This window comes from Pseudomonas sp. RG1 (assembly GCF_025910115.1).
GTDB lineage: Bacteria > Pseudomonadota > Gammaproteobacteria > Pseudomonadales > Pseudomonadaceae > Aquipseudomonas > Aquipseudomonas atacamensis.
Window position 1 is genome coordinate 22,865 of sequence record NZ_JAPCIK010000011.1, and the last position, 15,626, is coordinate 38,490.

16 protein-coding genes are annotated in these 15,626 nt (G+C 60.6%); 14 read left to right on the forward strand and 2 right to left on the reverse strand.

What is annotated here, in order from left to right; translation table 11 throughout:
• Nucleotides 1-104: 104 nt before the first annotated feature.
• Both OK411_RS07435 and OK411_RS07440 read left to right on the forward strand, forming a co-directional pair.
• A complete protein-coding gene (locus OK411_RS07435) occupies nucleotides 105-686 on the forward strand; it encodes a DJ-1/PfpI family protein (protein ID WP_039762696.1) in 582 nt (193 codons plus the stop codon).
• Nucleotides 687-766: 80 nt separating this feature from the next.
• Nucleotides 767-1,111, forward strand: a complete 345-nt coding sequence (locus OK411_RS07440; RefSeq protein WP_071174640.1) for a YegP family protein — start codon at nucleotides 767-769, stop codon at nucleotides 1,109-1,111.
• Between the two features lie 164 nt (nucleotides 1,112-1,275).
• Here OK411_RS07440 and OK411_RS07445 read toward each other — a convergent pair whose 3' ends face one another.
• A complete protein-coding gene (locus tag OK411_RS07445) occupies nucleotides 1,276-2,295 on the reverse strand; it encodes a DUF4917 family protein (protein ID WP_207808287.1) in 1,020 nt (339 codons plus the stop codon).
• Nucleotides 2,296-2,449: 154 nt separating this feature from the next.
• Here OK411_RS07445 and yiaY point away from each other — a divergent pair, with 154 nt between their 5' ends.
• The gene (gene yiaY / locus OK411_RS07450) at nucleotides 2,450-3,598 is read left to right on the forward strand and encodes an L-threonine dehydrogenase (RefSeq protein ID WP_264364650.1); all 1,149 of its coding nucleotides are present in this window, start codon (nucleotides 2,450-2,452) and stop codon (nucleotides 3,596-3,598) included.
• Here yiaY and OK411_RS07455 read toward each other — a convergent pair.
• A complete protein-coding gene (locus OK411_RS07455; protein WP_177421639.1) occupies nucleotides 3,559-4,236 on the reverse strand; it encodes a hypothetical protein in 678 nt (225 codons plus the stop codon). The two genes, yiaY and OK411_RS07455, sit on opposite strands and share 40 nt — an antisense overlap.
• Before the next feature lie 218 nt (nucleotides 4,237-4,454).
• Here OK411_RS07455 and OK411_RS07460 point away from each other — a divergent pair, with 218 nt between their 5' ends.
• From OK411_RS07460 to OK411_RS07510, 11 genes are all read left to right on the forward strand, one after another.
• Nucleotides 4,455-5,759: a hypothetical protein gene (locus OK411_RS07460; protein ID WP_264364651.1), complete on the forward strand. Its 1,305-nt coding sequence runs from the start codon at nucleotides 4,455-4,457 to the stop codon at nucleotides 5,757-5,759.
• A gap of 62 nt (nucleotides 5,760-5,821) precedes the next feature.
• The gene (locus tag OK411_RS07465) at nucleotides 5,822-6,733 is read left to right on the forward strand and encodes a LysR family transcriptional regulator (RefSeq protein ID WP_264364652.1); all 912 of its coding nucleotides are present in this window, start codon (nucleotides 5,822-5,824) and stop codon (nucleotides 6,731-6,733) included.
• 246 nt (nucleotides 6,734-6,979) lie between these two features.
• Entirely contained in the window at nucleotides 6,980-8,173 is a 1,194-nt protein-coding gene (locus OK411_RS07470; RefSeq protein ID WP_217879465.1) for a CaiB/BaiF CoA transferase family protein, read from the forward strand.
• Nucleotides 8,170-9,096: a hydroxymethylglutaryl-CoA lyase gene (locus OK411_RS07475; protein WP_217879466.1), complete on the forward strand. Its 927-nt coding sequence runs from the start codon at nucleotides 8,170-8,172 to the stop codon at nucleotides 9,094-9,096. The genes OK411_RS07470 and OK411_RS07475 overlap by 4 nt, the downstream gene beginning before the upstream one ends.
• A 180-nt stretch (nucleotides 9,097-9,276) precedes the next feature.
• Nucleotides 9,277-10,608 carry an MFS transporter gene (locus OK411_RS07480; protein ID WP_016771305.1) on the forward strand — a complete coding sequence of 444 codons (1,332 nt, stop codon included), beginning with the start codon at nucleotides 9,277-9,279 and terminating at the stop codon, nucleotides 10,606-10,608.
• A 200-nt stretch (nucleotides 10,609-10,808) separates the two neighbouring features.
• Nucleotides 10,809-11,537, forward strand: coding sequence for a hypothetical protein (locus tag OK411_RS07485; protein WP_249121162.1), 729 nt, complete (start codon nucleotides 10,809-10,811; stop codon nucleotides 11,535-11,537).
• A gap of 36 nt (nucleotides 11,538-11,573) precedes the next feature.
• Complete coding sequence (locus OK411_RS07490) at nucleotides 11,574-12,293, forward strand: hypothetical protein (RefSeq protein WP_264364653.1); 720 nt, start codon at nucleotides 11,574-11,576, stop codon at nucleotides 12,291-12,293.
• A gap of 4 nt (nucleotides 12,294-12,297) precedes the next feature.
• Nucleotides 12,298-12,714: a fosfomycin resistance glutathione transferase gene (gene fos, locus OK411_RS07495; protein WP_129998874.1), complete on the forward strand. Its 417-nt coding sequence runs from the start codon at nucleotides 12,298-12,300 to the stop codon at nucleotides 12,712-12,714.
• 61 nt (nucleotides 12,715-12,775) lie between these two features.
• On the forward strand, nucleotides 12,776-13,414 hold the full coding sequence (locus OK411_RS07500; protein ID WP_041478891.1) for a LysE family translocator: 639 nt from the start codon (nucleotides 12,776-12,778) through the stop codon (nucleotides 13,412-13,414).
• Nucleotides 13,415-13,489: 75 nt separating this feature from the next.
• Nucleotides 13,490-14,839, forward strand: coding sequence for a sensor domain-containing diguanylate cyclase (locus tag OK411_RS07505; RefSeq protein ID WP_264364654.1), 1,350 nt, complete (start codon nucleotides 13,490-13,492; stop codon nucleotides 14,837-14,839).
• A 153-nt stretch (nucleotides 14,840-14,992) separates the two neighbouring features.
• Nucleotides 14,993-15,496: a DUF4142 domain-containing protein gene (locus tag OK411_RS07510; protein ID WP_264364655.1), complete on the forward strand. Its 504-nt coding sequence runs from the start codon at nucleotides 14,993-14,995 to the stop codon at nucleotides 15,494-15,496.
• Nucleotides 15,497-15,626: the final 130 nt, after the last annotated feature.

The window sequence follows — 15,626 nt, forward strand, 5'->3', positions numbered from 1 at the left end:
TGCTTTTTCTTGAAGCTTGAAGCTTGAAGCTTGCAGCTTGCAGCTTGCAGCTCAATTTGGGTCTACCTTGAATACCCCCAGACCTTTCCCCGAGGAGTTTTCCCATGGCCGCGAAAAAGATTCTGATGCTGGTCGGCGATTACGTCGAAGACTACGAAGTGATGGTGCCGTTCCAGGCCCTGCAGATGGTCGGCCACACGGTGCACGCCGTGTGCCCGGACAAGTCCGCCGGCAGCACCGTGCGCACTGCGATTCATGATTTTGAAGGTGATCAGACCTACAGCGAAAAACCCGGTCACCTGTTCGCGCTCAATTTCGATTTCGCCAAGGCCAGCGAAGCCGATTACGACGCGCTGCTGATTCCCGGCGGTCGTGCGCCGGAATACCTGCGGCTGAACGACAAAGTCCTCGAACTGGTGCGCGCGTTCGACAACGCCGGCAAGCCCATCGCAGCGGTCTGCCATGGTGCGCAACTGCTCGCGGCAGCGGGTGTGCTTGAGGGGCGTGAATGCAGCGCGTATCCGGCCTGCGCCCCGGAAGTACGTCTGGCGGGCGGCACCTACATCGACATTCCGGTGACCGACGGCCATGTTCAGGGAAATTTCGCCACCGCTCCGGCGTGGCCGGCGCATCCTAAATGGCTGGCCGGTTTCCTCGGTCTGCTCGGTACGAAAATCACCTTGTAGTCGAGGCAGGCGACAGATCGCAGACGCTGGTCTTTACTCTGAAGCGCGAAATCTCTCAATCGCCCCCAGGAGAAACAGACATGTCCGGATGGTACGAAGTGAGCAAAAGCAGCAACGGCCAATTCAGGTTCGTGTTGAAAGCGGCGAACGCCGAAACGATTCTGACCAGCGAACTCTACAGCACCCGCGCCGGCGCCGACGGCGGCATCGCCTCGGTGCAGGCCAACAGCCCGCTGGACGAGCGTTACGAGAAAAAATCGACCAAGGATGGCCACCCGTACTTCAACCTCAAGGCGGCCAATCACCAGGTCATCGGCAGCAGCGAGTCGTATTCATCGGATGGCGCGTGCGACAAGGGCATCGCCAGCGTGAAGGCCAACGGCCCGACGAAAACCATCAAGGACAAGACCCTGCCTGTCCTCTGAAATCCGACATCAACCTGTGGGAGCGAGCCTGCTCGCGAAAGCGGTGTTCCAGTCACCTTTTGTATTGGCTGATAGGCCGTCTTCGCGAGCAGGCTCCCTCCCACAGGTGACTACATTCCATTGTGGGAGCGAGCTTGCTCGCGAAGGCGTCAGCCCGGCCAATATCAAACTTCAACCGGTACCGACAACTGCGGATCACCCAACGCATGACTCTTGGCATCAAAGAACCGCAACTCAACGCCGGTACCGTCGAACACCTTGGCATAGTGACGTTTCTGATGCTGAATGAATGCGGCGCTGCGCGGGTAAATCGAGATCGCCACGCATCTCGGTCGGGCCAGGCGCAACGCGCGCACCAGATGCGCATCCTGCTCGCCCAGCGCATGGCCGAAGATGCACAGGCTGTCGCCATGAGCCAGTAATTGCTCGTAGCAGAACGACAGATAATCGGAGCTGCGAATGGTCTTGAGCTTGTCAGCGCTCGGCCCTTCGGTGACGAACAGCGGCACGTCGTCCAGCGTCTTGATCGTATTGTTGATGGCGAAACTGCCGAGCAGGGTGCCCTCGGTCGAGGTCAGTTTGCGTGCGGTGCCGTCCTGATTGCGCACCAGATGCAGACCACCGTGCAGGTACAGCAGACGCGGTTTGTCGGTGGCGCTCTGGCTCAGATCGAAACTCGCGTCCGCGCCGTTGAACAGGTCGTCGATGGCCTCGCCGGGGTGTTGCAGTGCCCAGTAATTGAGCAGGTCGTAGTTGGTGGTGAACACCGTGCGATAGCGCGCCAGTTCAGCATTGAGCACTGTCAGTGTCGAAGGCTGCACCAGCCGCCACGGGATGTGCACCGCGTGCACGGTGTTGATCAGCGCTTCCTTGATTGCGTAATAGCGATTGCGCGGCGCCGCCGAGCTGACCGCCAGGGCCTTGTTGACCCGGCTGGTGGTTTTCAGGGCGCCCAGCACTTGCTCGAAGCTGCGGGTTTGCAGCGCATCGAACACCGCCAGTTCCGATGGGCTCAGCGGTTTCTCTTCGACCGTACGGGCGTTCTCGAACAGCGAGTCATAGCCGAAGTCATCCCATACCGCGCGGCTGGCGCCATTGCCCACCAGCAAACCCTGGAAATCGTTCGCGGCGCGCAAGGCATTCCAGTCTTCGAGGGTGGCGTCGACATCGAGAAAATCGGTCATTGCGTGGGCGGTCTCAAAACAAAGGGCAGATGGACGGCGACTTTATCACGAGCGGACATTGAGCCAGATCAACATTGCTTGTGACCGATCGGTCGATCCTGTGTGCACCCGCCGAATCGAGGCAGTCGATCCGGCTTCAGTCAGGAGACACACGATGAGCAGCACCTTCTTCATTCCGGCGGTCAACATCATGGGCAGCGGCTGCCTCGACGAAGCCATGGTCGCGATTCGCAATTATGGTTTTCGCAAGGCGCTGATTGTCACCGACGCCGGGCTGGCCAAGGCGGGCGTGGCCGCAATGATTGCCGAGAAACTGGCGATGCAGGACATCGATTCGGTGATCTTCGATGGCGCCAGACCGAACCCGACCACGGCCAATGTCGAATCGGGTCTGGGGCTGTTGAAGGAAAGCCGTTGCGATTTCGTCGTGTCGCTGGGTGGCGGCTCGCCGCACGATTGCGCCAAGGGCATCGCCCTGTGCGCAACCAATGGCGGGCAGATTGGCGATTACGAAGGCGTCGACCGCTCGAGCAAGCCGCAATTGCCTCTGGTCGCTATCAACACCACCGCCGGCACTGCCAGCGAAATGACCCGTTTCTGCATCATCACCGACGAATCGCGCCACGTGAAAATGGCCATCGTCGACCGCAACGTCACGCCCCTGCTGTCAGTCAACGATCCGGAACTGATGGTCGCGATGCCCAAAGGCCTCACCGCCGCCACCGGCATGGACGCGCTGACCCACGCCATCGAAGCCTACGTCTCTACTGCCGCGAACCCGATCACCGATGCTTGCGCGCTTAAAGCGATGAGCCTGATCAGCAGCAACCTGCGTCTGGCTGTGCGCGACGGCAGCGACCTGGCGGCGCGGGAGAACATGGCTTACGCGCAGTTCCTCGCCGGCATGGCGTTCAACAACGCCTCGCTCGGATTTGTCCACGCAATGGCGCATCAGCTGGGCGGCTACTACGACTTGCCCCACGGCGTCTGCAATGCCGTGCTGTTGCCGCATGTGCAGAGCTTCAATGCGCTGGTCTGCGCTGACCGACTCAGGGACGTCGCCCACGCCATGGGCGCGGATATTCGTGGTTTCAGCGCAGAGGAGGGCGCGCAGGCGGCGATCAATGCCATTCGCAACCTTGCCAAGGACGTCGAGATTCCCGGAGGACTGCGTGAGCTGGGCGCGAAACTCAGCGATATCCCGGTGCTCGCCGCCAATGCTTTGAAGGATGCGTGCGGACTGACCAATCCACGGGCGGCAGATCAGCGCCAGATCGAGGAAATTTTCCGCAACGCGTTTTGAATGAAGGCGCGAAGGCGAGCGAAGTCGAACAGTCCTTCGCTTGCTTCTGCGACCACGGTAAATGTCCGCACACGGCCCCAGTCTGAAACCTGGCCGGCGATGTTGTGAACGGCGGATATACGGTACTGCCCGACTGCCAATGAGTGTGCAGCCGGTGTTTGCCATTTCCGGTCGCTTTCGACCGCTGCCCTGGCAATCTCCAGGCCAGTGTCCAGATCGAAAACACTGACGAAACCCTCGGCCCGTGTGACATCTCCCGACAACAACAGAGGCGCATTTACCTCCGCTCCCTCAAGCGGTACGAAGACGCCCGGGACGTCGATTTCGGGCCGTAGTCGCACCTCATATCCGCGCTCGTCACTCCATTCAGACGTGATGCCTGCATACGTCTGGTGGGCGTGAATCTTCTGCTGGCCTGGAGCCTGGGCGCCGCTGATGCTGAACGCCCATCGTCCCTTTGCGCTGACCAGCCCTGCACCGAGCGACTGGGTGTTTTCAATGTTCCAGACCTGTACAAGCGCATCGGGCATGCCGCTGCCGAGCAACAATGTCGCAGGTCCCGTCGTGCTGGCCTCCTCGGGGTAGGTGATGGTCGGGGCCGGGGCCGGTTGTGGCATGTGCTCGTCGCGAGTGCTCATCGTTCTTCTCGTCCATGGCTGATTTGAACGCTGAGGTTGGCATGACGTGCCTGAATTCGAACCTGTAAGAACTACCAGTCCTCCAGTCTTTTTTGCACGGTGATCAATTTCGTTTTCTTCTAAAAAACTGTCATTTGTGTCAGTTGTCCGGCGTGGCTTCTTCGGGTCGAATGCTCTCAGCGAGGGGATCGATGTCGATCCCACAGGAGAATACGAACATGCCGGAATCCACCGCGCCATTGCCCCCAACCGCGCAGTCAGCCGGGGAGCTGGACGCTCTGTTTGGTCTGCGAACGCTGAAATTTCCCGGAGCGGCCAAGACCATTGCCGAAGGCGTGTCTATCACGCCTTCGGGGCAGATCATGGTCAGCGCTACCGTCGAGCAATCGGGCCATTCGTACTACGGCCTTGCGCGCCTGGATGCCGATGGCAATCCGGACCCGGATTTCGGCACCGGCGGATATCTCAGCGGCCGGTTCGGCACAGGCTCGCTCACCCAAGGCGGGCGATTGATCGTTGATGCGCTCGGGCGGATCTGGATGTGCGGTGTGATTGGCGTCGTCAAAGACCAGACTCTTGAATATCAACAAGTCATCGCGCGGTTTCTTCCCGACGGTTCGCCGGATATCGAGTTCGGCGGCGACAGTAATGGCTACCGGATTGTGCCCATGCGGATTCCGGCACTCTTTGGGGCGACCCATGGGCAACTGCTGCTGGCGAAATCCGATCCGCAGCTTGCGCAGCCGGACAGGCTGCTGTTTGTGACCGCGCAAAAGGGCAGTGGCCTGTTGACGCGATTCCATCTCGATGGCTCGGACGATTTATCGTTTGCCAGCAACGGTTGGCTGCCCCTGTCGCTGCCAGGCGTGGCCATTTCGCTGTCCGGGATCATCCAGCTCGACGATGGGAAGATCCTGCTGCATGGCAAAACGGAAGTAACCAATCAGGGATTGGTCATGGCGTTCGACCACAACGGCAAAGTTGCACAAGCGTTCGGCGATCAGGGCATGTTGCTGTTGAACATTAAACGGGATGGCAAGACGCTCGAAAGCCACGTGACCAACATCGCTGTGCAAACGGCGCAGCGCCTGCTTTTGCTCGGTGCGGCGGTCGAGTCAACGCAAGACACGAAACTGCAACATGGATTCATCAGTGGTATTACCTACGCTGGCCAAATGGATAACGCGTTCAACAACCCTGTCCTCAGCCCGACGGCGCATGAACTCGACCTGAGAGGTTGGCAAGCAGGGTTTGCGCTGGATGACATCGCTGGCAAACGTATTGTGGCGGTCGGACAGACCTCGGGCAGCGCACGAGGCTTGCTGACGGGAGGCTTTCTGGTCGATGGCGCAGTGGATGATTCGTTTGCTGTCGAGGGCGCGAAGGATATTTCATGGCCAGCCATCGATGCCTGCCTGCAAGGCTCTTCGATCCTGGTGTTGGGTCGCAGGGACGACAGCGCGCAGCTGGTTCGCTTGCTGACCGCACCTGTCATAAAACAGCGCGCCAGCATGGGCAACTGAGCAGTCAGCGGTAAAACCGGGCTATCCTGCCGGCTCGGATGAACCCTGCCTTCGAGCCCACCATGCTGCAAAAAAGCCTGATCCGCCGTCTCGACCTGATCACTCTGCAACTGTTCGTCGCCGTCCACGAGGAAGGCACGCTGACCCGTGCGGCTGCGCGCGAGGCCATCGCGGTGTCGGCGGCCAGCAAGCGCCTGATGGAGTTGGAGGAGGCGCTGGGCATCGCTTTGTTCGTGCGTCAGGCCAAAGGCATGATCCTCACGCCGGCCGGTGAAACCCTGCTGCACCACGCCCGGCAGATGCTCTTCAATGTGGAAAAGATGGGCCTGGAGCTGGGTGAGCACAGCCATGGTGTGCGGGGTTACGTGCGCATGCTGGCCAATCTTTCGGCGATCATTCAGTTCCTGCCTGAAGACTTGCGCGACTTCTCCGCGCGGCATCCGCAGGTCAAGACCGACCTTGAAGAACGCCCCAGCGCCGGGGTGATTCAGGGCGTGCTCGATGGCGTCGCCGACCTCGGCATCTGCTCCGACGACAGCGACACCAAAGGCCTGCACAGCGTGTTGTACCGCCAGGACAAACTGGTGGTGGTGATGCTCCCGGAGCATCCGTTGGCTACGCGCGCATCCGTGACTTTTGATGAAACTCTCGACAGCGATTACGTCGGCTTGCACGCAGCCAGTTCGATCAACATGCGTACCCATGCGGCGGCGCGGCAGGCCGGCAAAGTCCTGCGCATCCGCATTCATGTGCCGGGATTCGATGCGGTGTGCCGGATGGTCCAGGCGAACATGGGCATCGGCATTCTGCCGCAGCGAGCCTATGAGTTGTTTGGTCAGGCACTGGGCTTGCGTGCGGTGCCGCTGACCGACAACTGGTCCGATCGCACGCTGATTGTGGTGGTGCGCGATGAGGCGGGATTGTCGCCGGTGAGCCGGATGTTGTTTGAGCATTTGCGCGGGCAGGGCGCCTGAATCTCTATTGAATGGGCCGGCCTCTTCGCGGGCAAGCCCGCTCCCACAGTTTCCAGCGTGTATGCAAATTGTGCGGCTGACTTCGAACCCTGTGGGAGCGGGCCTGCCCGCGAAAGCGGCTTCGAATTCACCACATCGCTGAAGCATTCGCATTTCGCGAACGCCCTTTGCCGAGAGACGGCTGGATTCGCCGATCATCGTTCCTCTAGCCTTGGCGACATATTCCAAGAACAAGAGGTACCCGCGATGACTGCCCCTTTGAGTGCAATCAAAGTGATCGAGATCGGCACCCTGATCGCCGCGCCGTTTGCCGCGCGCATGCTTGCCGAGTTCGGCGCCGAGGTGATCAAGATCGAAGCCATGGGTCAGGGCGACCCGCTGCGCAAATGGCGCAAGCTGCACGAAGGCACATCGCTGTGGTGGTACCTGCAATCGCGCAACAAGAAATCCCTGGCGCTCAATCTGAAATCCGCTGAAGGCATCGAGCTGGTCAAGCAACTGGCCGGTGATGCAGACGTAATCATCGAAAACCTGCGCCCCGGTGCGCTGGAAAAGCTCGGTCTGGGTTGGGACGTGCTACATGCGCTGAATCCGAACCTGACCCTGGTGCGTATCTCCGGCTACGGCCAGACCGGCCCGTACCGCGACCGGCCCGGTTTCGGTGCGATTGGCGAGGCCATGGGCGGCATTCGCTACACCACCGGCAATCCCGATTCGCCACCGGCGCGAGTCGGCGTCAGCCTCGGCGATTCGCTGGCCTCGCTGCACGCGGTGATTGGCGCGCTGATGTCGCTGCTGCGGGTCAAGACTGGGCAGGGCGGTGGACAGATCGTCGATGTGTCGCTGGCCGAAAGCGTGTTCAACGTCATGGAAAGTCTGGTGCCGGAATACGACATGCTTGGCCATGTCCGCGAACGCAGCGGCGGTGCCCTGCCGGGTATCGCGCCCTCCAATACCTACCTCACGGCCGACGGCGCCTACGTGGTGATTGCCGGCAATAGCGACCCGATCTACAAGCGTCTGATGCACACCATCGGCCGCGCTGATCTGGCCGAGGCAGAAGAGTTCGCCCACAACGACGGCCGCGCGGCGCAGAGCGGTTTGCTCGATGCAGCCATCACACACTGGACCAGCAGCCTGCCGATCGACGAGGTACTGGCTGCTCTCGAAGCTGCCGAAGTGCCGGCCGGGCGCATCTACTCGGTGGCTGACATCGTCGCCGATCCACACTATCAGGCGCGGGACATGCTGATCGATGCCGAGTTGCCCGGTGGCGCAACGGTGAAGATGCCCGGCATTGTCCCCAAACTCTCGGAGACGCCCGGCGGGGTGAACTGGTCCGGGCCGAAACTGGGCCAGCACACCGACGATATTCTCGCCAATCTTGGCCTGACTGAACTCGACATTGAACGTCTGAAAGGCCAGGGGGTGGTGCAATGATCACTGACTATTCGCAAACCCTGATCGTCCAGGAAGTCTCGCCCCGCGACGGTTTGCAGATCGAGCCGACGTGGGTGGAGACCGTTGACAAGATCGCCCTGATCAATCATTTGTCACAGGCCGGATTCAGCCGCATCGAGGCCGGCTCGTTCGTCTCGCCCAAAGCCATTCCGGGCCTGCGTGACGGCGAGCAAGTGTTCAACGGCATTCAGCGTCAGCCGGGTGTTATTTACGTGGCGTTGATTCCCAACCTCAAAGGCGCGCAACGCGCACTGGCGGCGAATGCCGATGAGTTGAACCTGGTGATGTCTGCCAGCCAGACCCACAACCTGGCCAATATGCGCATGCGTTGCGAAGAGTCGCTGGCGGCGTTCGCTGACATCGTTGCGTTTGTCAGCGGCTCAGGTGTGCGCCTCAACGGCAGCATCGCCACCACGTTCGGTTGTCCGTTCGAAGGCCGGATCGATGAGGATCGCGTGCTGCAAATTGTCGACGCTTATCAAGAGCTCGGCATTCAGGGCATCAGCCTCGCCGACACCACCGGCATGGCCAATCCGCGTCAGGTCGATCGCTTGGTGCGGCGCGTTTTGCAGCGGGTTTCGCCGGCTGACCTGACCCTGCATTTCCACAACACTCGCGGCCTTGGGCTGTGCAATGTGCTGGCCGCTTACGAGGCCGGCGCGCGGCGCTTCGATGCGGCGCTGGGGGGCCTCGGTGGCTGCCCGTTCGCACCGGGCGCGTCGGGCAATATCTGCAGCGAAGATCTGGTCAATCTGTGCGATGAAGTCGGCATTCACACGGGCATCGATTTGCCGCTGCTGCTGAAGCTTTCGCGCGGCTTGCCGGCGCTGTTGGGCCACGATGTCCCCGGCCAACTGGCCAAGGCCGGGCGCAACTGCGATCTGCATCCGATGCCCATCTGAAGATACAAAACCCTTGTGGGAGCGAGCCTGCTCGCGAACGCGGTGTGTCATTCAACATCGGTATCGACTGATCTGGCGCATTCGCGAGCAGGCTCGCTCCCACAGTTCAAAAGCATTCAGCAGTAACCAGACAACAAAAACAATCGGACGCCCATCGGCAGTCCGCCTGGAGAAAAATCTATGAGCCTCAACGTAATGGAGGCGGGCGTGAATCCGTCCGTCGATCACGACGCCGAAAAAGCCCTGGTCAGCAAAGTCGCCTGGCGCCTGATGCCGCTGATCATGGTCTGCTACCTGTTCGCCTTTTTCGATCGCATCAACATCAGCTTCGCCAAATTTCAGTTGCAGACCGACCTGAGCCTGAGCGACACCGCGTATGGCTTGGGCGCCGGGCTGTTCGTGGTCGGTTACGTGCTGTTCGAAGTGCCGAGCAACATGATGTTGTACAAGGTCGGCGCGAGACGCTGGATCGCGCGGATCATGATGTCGTGGGGCGTGGCGACGGCGGCGATGGTCTTCGTCAACAGCGAATGGCAGTTCTATGCGCTGCGCTTCGTCATCGGCGCGATGGAAGCCGGGTTTGCTCCGGGCGTGCTGTATTACTTGACCCTGTGGTTTCCGCAGCACTTCCGTGGCCGCATCACCTCGATGCTGTTTCTCGCCTCGGCGTTCGCCGGGCTGGTCGGCGCGCCGTTCTCCGGGCTGGTGCTGCAACACCTCGACGGCGTATTGCAGATGCGCGGCTGGCACTGGTTGTTCCTGCTTGGTGGCGTGCCGTGCATCGCCCTCGGTTTCCTGGTGCTGACCCAGCTCAAGGACCGCATCGAGGATGCGCACTGGCTGACGGCTGACGAGAAGAAATTGCTCTCCAGTCGCATCGCCCATCACGAGCCACACAAGAGCGGCGGCTCATTGCTCGCGGCGCTGAAAATACCCGGGTTCCTGACGTTGGGTTTGATCTACTTCCTGATTCAGGTCGCGTCCTACGGGTTGAATTTCTGGGCACCGCAATTGATCCGCAGCGCCGGCACCGAAAGCCCGGTGATGATCGGCCTGCTGACCGCCATTCCGTACATCTGCGGGGCGATCAGCATGGTGGTGATCGGGCGCTTGTCAGACGCCACCGGTGAACGGCGCAAGTTTGTCGCCGGGCTGGTGATCGTCGGCGCGATCGGCTTTTTCAGCGCAGGAATCTTCGCCAGCCACACGACCTTCCTGATCGTCGCGCTCGGCCTGCTCGGCGCCGGTATCATCGCTTCGATTCCGAGCTTCTGGACCCTGCCACCGAAGCTACTGGCGGGCGCCGGTGCCGGCGCAGCGGGCGGGATCGCGGTGATCAATACCCTGGGGCAGTTCGGTGGGATTGTCAGCCCGGTCATGGTCGGACGCATCAAGGACCTCACCGGCAGCACCACCCCGGCGCTGTACGTCATCGGCGTCGCCGCGCTGATCGCCGCAGCGTTGCTGCTGTGGGGCTTGCCGCAGAAGTTGCGTACGCTCGACAAGTATTGAGATTGGCTGCGTCGGCGATGACGCCTTCGCGAGCAGGCTCGCTCCCACATTTGCAATGCGGATTTCCTGTGGGAGCGAGCCTGCTCGCGAATTCCGACTTCAGACACATGAGAGGATTCGCTGGCCAGATCTGTTGAATCCTCCGATGCAGAAAGGGATAGTGCGCGCCTGGAAATATCTTCAAGGAGCAGGAAGTGACAATGAAGTCCATATGGATCAGCGCTGCGGCGCTCTGCGGGTGGTTGGTGGCTGGGCAGGCGTGGGCCGATTGCACGCCGCCTGCGGTCAGTGGCGAAGCGGACTTTTCTTTGTGCAAGGACTGGCCGGCTTATCCGTCGCTGACGATTACCGCGCTATCGACGTTCGTGCCCGATCCGGTCTATGGCCAGGACGGCAGGGTGGGTTCATACGATCTGGCTCTGGCCGTCACTACCGCTGGCAGCCCCAAGCCGCTGGCGACCTATCATCAGCAGTCGGCGTTTCTCTCCGATGCCATCGCGCTGGAGAGTCTGGAGCTGGATACGGCGCGTTATAAACTCACGCCCGACCTGCGTGCCTTCGGCGTTCGCGCTCATTTCAAAGGCTCGTCACGCGTTAATCCGCTGGATGAAATCTTGCTTTCGCTTTATGTGAAAGAAGGCGACAAACTGCGCCCGGTGCTGGATCGCTTGGTCGTCTACAGCTTCAGTGGCGAATGGGATGGCAATTGCGCCGGAGAGCGCTCGGAGACGGTGCGTACGCTTGAGATGGGCAAAACCAGTTCCCATGGTTACGCCGATATCATTGTCCGCTCGGTCACTACGGGCCTGGTCGGTGAGGGGCCACCCGACACCTGCGAGTCGAAAACTACCCACGAAAAGCCGGTGCTGACCACGTTGCGCTATGACGGCAAAACCTACGTTTTGCCGCAAGGTTTCAAGGGCATGTGACTGGTGTTACTGATACGAATACTTCAAGGAAGAATCATGAATCTGCATCTCCGAATCTATATCGCCCTCGGCTTGTTCGCGCTTACGGCTCAGGTCCATGCCGCTTGCGAAGTAAAAAAATTCGACGGCCATACTCTCTCGCGCTGCAAAATCTGGCCTGCGTTCAACACTCAATCAATTGCAGCGAAGGCCACCTTCGTTCCCGATTCCGCGGGTGCTCAAGACGGCGTGTTCGATCTGGCATTGTCAGTAATTAACGCCACGACGGGCAACACAGTCGCCAGTTATACCAAACCCGGCGCTTACAACTCCGATGCGATCAGCTTCGATGATCTGATCATCGATACGGCGCGTTACCGCTTGGCGGCGGATGTCCGTGCGTTCGGGCTGCGATCGACGTTCATGAGCCACGGTTCCAGAGCGAATCCGTACTCCAAAACCGACCTGGCTTTGTATGTTCGCGAAGGCAATCGCTTACGCCCAGTGCTGGAAGGCCTGGTGGTGCGCAAGGATTTCGGTGAGGGTACCGGGGAGTGCGATACGCGAGACACACGCATTCGCAGGACTGTCGAAATCGGCTCATCCAGCCACAACGGGTTTGCGGATCTGATCGTCAGTTCCAGCGGTTCGTTGATGGAGTCTTTCACTTCGGGCAAACAATGCGCTTCGAAAACCACCAACCTGAAGAACACCCAGGTCACCCTGATCTACGACGGCCAGCAATATGTCGTTCCCGAAGACCTCAGAGGTTACTGATTCGATGCTTACCGGTCTTAACCACCTGACCCTGGCCGTCCGCGATCTGCAGCGCAGTCTGGCGTTCTATCGCGATGTGCTGCAATTGGACGTTGAAGCGACGTGGGATAACGGCGCCTATTTGTCACTGCCCGGACTGTGGTTGTGCTTGTCAGAAGATCCTCAGCGCAGTGGGGAGCCGGGCGCGGACTATACCCATTACGCTTTGAGCGTGAGCGCGGCAGACTTCACTTCACTGGTTGAGACGTTGAAATCGGCTCAGGTGCCGCAGTGGCGAGACAACCGTAGCGAGGGCGCGTCGTTCTACTTTCTCGACCCCGACGGCCACAAGCTGGAAGCCCATGTCGGCGATTTGCAGTCGCGGCTGGCTGCGTGTCGGCAGAAACCGTACCCCGGCATGCGTTTCCGCGACGAACCCTGATCCGCTTCAATCTTGTTGATATAGACTCTGCGCCACGTGTTCTGGCGCTTGCAGGTTTCTCATGACTCCATCATTGCTGTTGGCCGTTCTGGCTTCGGGTTTCATCTACGGGATCACCCCCGGGCCGGGCGTGCTGGCGGTGTTCGGGATTGGCGCGGCCCATGGGCGGCGGGCCGGGGCGGGGTTTCTGTGTGGGCATCTGCTCGGCGACGTGATCTGGTGCAGTACCGCGCTGGTGGCAATCGTCGGCGCCCGTGAGATCGGTAGCACCGCGTTCGATGTGCTCGGCGTGCTCAGCGCGTTGTACCTGTTCTGGCTCGGCTGGCGTGCGGTGCGTGCCCAACGCCGCAATGGCGACGAGGCGCAAGGGGCGGCGCGGCAGCCGTTCTGGCACGGTATCGTCTTCGGCCTGACCAATCCCAAGGCCTACCCGGTGGCGGTGGCGACCTTCACGGCGCTGCTGTCGAGCCGCGCCGAACTGCTCAACTGGTCGATGCTGCCCGCACTGATCGCCCTGAGTTTCATCGGCGGCGCCCTGGCCTACGCTATCCTCATCGGCGTGGTCGGCGCACAGCGAGTGCGCATGGTGTATCAGCGGCATGAGCTGCTCATCACCCGTTTATGCGGCGTGATGTTTATCGGCTTCGCCATCAACGCGTTGATGCACGCGCTGCCGGGGCTGCTGCCGAACAAGACTTGACGGAATGGGCAGGGACGCGCAATCACGATCATGGATGATTGAAATCGCTGCACTGTGCGGACAATCGTTAGAACCATGGCAAGCCCAAACCCTGCGCCGCTGGCGAGCTACATGGACCTGTTGCTGGACGCCGTTTGCGCGGTCGACAAGCAGGGCCGTTTCGTTTTTGTCAGCGCTGCCTGCGAGCGGATTTTCGGCTACACGCCTGACGAACTGATCGGCCGCTCGATGATCGAGCTGGTGCACCCGGCCGATCGCCAGCGCACCCTCGCGGCCGCAGGCGAAATCATGGGCGGCGACCCGAAGCACAATTTCGAGAACCGCTACCTGCGCAAGGACGGCAGCGTCGCGCATATTTCCTGGTCGGCGCGCTGGTCGGAGGTCGACCAACTGCGCATCGCCGTCGCCCGCGATATCACCGAGCGCAAGCAGGCCGAGTCGCGGCAAGCGGCGTTGTACGCGATTTCCGAGGCGGCGCATGCGGCGGAGGATCTGCTGGCGCTGTTCAAACGCATCCATCTGCTGATTGGCGAGTGGCTGCCGGCGCTGAATTTTTCTGTGGCGCTGTACGACGAACACTGCGCGCAGCTGAATTTTCCTTATCACGTCGACGATCACGAATTGCAGCCCGAGCAGCCCGGCACGGTCATCGGACGGCTTTGCGCGCAAGTGATCCGCAGCGGCCAGCCAATGTTGCTGACCCCGGACAGCGCCGATGCCACGCCCGACTTCGCTGCGCTGGTGGCGGAGCAGAACGCGCCTTGCTGGCTCGGCGTACCGCTGAGCTCAAAAAACGGCACCATCGGTGCCCTGATCGTCAAAAGCCTCGCGGGCGGCGAACGCTACACCGAGCAGGACAAGGAACTGCTGCAATACGTCTGCGCACAAGTCGCCACGGCCATCGAACGCCAGCAACTGCATGCGCGGCTCAGGCGCATGGCGCAATACGATCAACTGACGCAACTGCCCAACCGCGAACTGCTGCGTGATCGGCTCAGGGCTGCGCTGGCCCATGCGCGAACCGTGCACGGACACATGGCGCTGCTGTATGTCGATCTGGATCGCTTCAAACAGGTCAACGACACCCATGGCCATGCCGTCGGTGACATGCTCCTGCAAACCGTGGCCAATCGGCTGAAAGGCTGCGTGCGTGAAACCGACACCGTGGCGCGTATCGGTGGCGATGAGTTTGTCGTGCTGTTGCATAGCGTGCATGCCGCTGAAGATGCCGACAGCGTCGCCGGGAAAATCCGCTTGGTACTGGCGCAGCCCATGCGCCTCGACGGCCATGACCTGCGTATCGAACCGAGCATCGGCGTGGCGCGTTTCCCTGAACACGGTGAAGAAGAACAGCAACTGTTCCGGCATGCCGATCAAGCCATGTATGCGGCCAAGCGCCTGAATCATCGGGCCTTGGGCATCTGAAGCGAGCGCACCGTTCGTCGCGGTCCCGGCAGATTTTCTAAACCTTTGAACGCCAAAGCCTTCTTAACTGAGGCGGACAATTGTCCGCCGCGACTATTTGAGCAGCGGGCGAATCACGGCCCGCTTGAATTTTCCACGAAGGAGGGCGCGACCATGAGCCGGATGGCCACCCGTTTACGTAATGCCAGTTTTGCGACTTTGCTGGGCCTGTGCGCCAGCACTGCGTTCGCCCAGTCGCCTGCCGAATTCATCAACGATGCCTCCGCTAAAGGCATGGCCGACATCGAAGCCAGCCGTCTGGCCCACGGCAAGACCGAATCCAGAGAGGTCAAGGATTACACCATCGTCGTCATCAACGACCGCACCACGGCCAACCAGCATTTGGCGAAAATCGCCAAGAAGCTCGACCTGCCGGTTGCCCCCCGCGAAGAACTCGCCGACAAGGCCAAAGAGTTGATGCCGGAAGTGAAGGACGGCGCGACTTTCGATCAGGCCTACGCCGCCAGTCAGGTCAAGGCGACCGAAGAGGCCATCACCCAGATCGAGCAACAGGCACAGACCACCGACGTGCCGGAAATCAAAGCGTTTGCGGATGAGACCTTGCCGAAGCTGCAAAACCATCTGGAGAAAGCCCGAGCGTTGCAGGCCAGTCGCTAACTTCGCCGTATTGTTGCAGCGCGAACGAAGCCTTCAGTTGAAATGCATGTGTCCTTTGTGGGAGCGAGCCTGCTCGCGAAAGCGGTGTGTCATTCAATGATTTTTTTACTGTCCCACCCTCATATCGAGC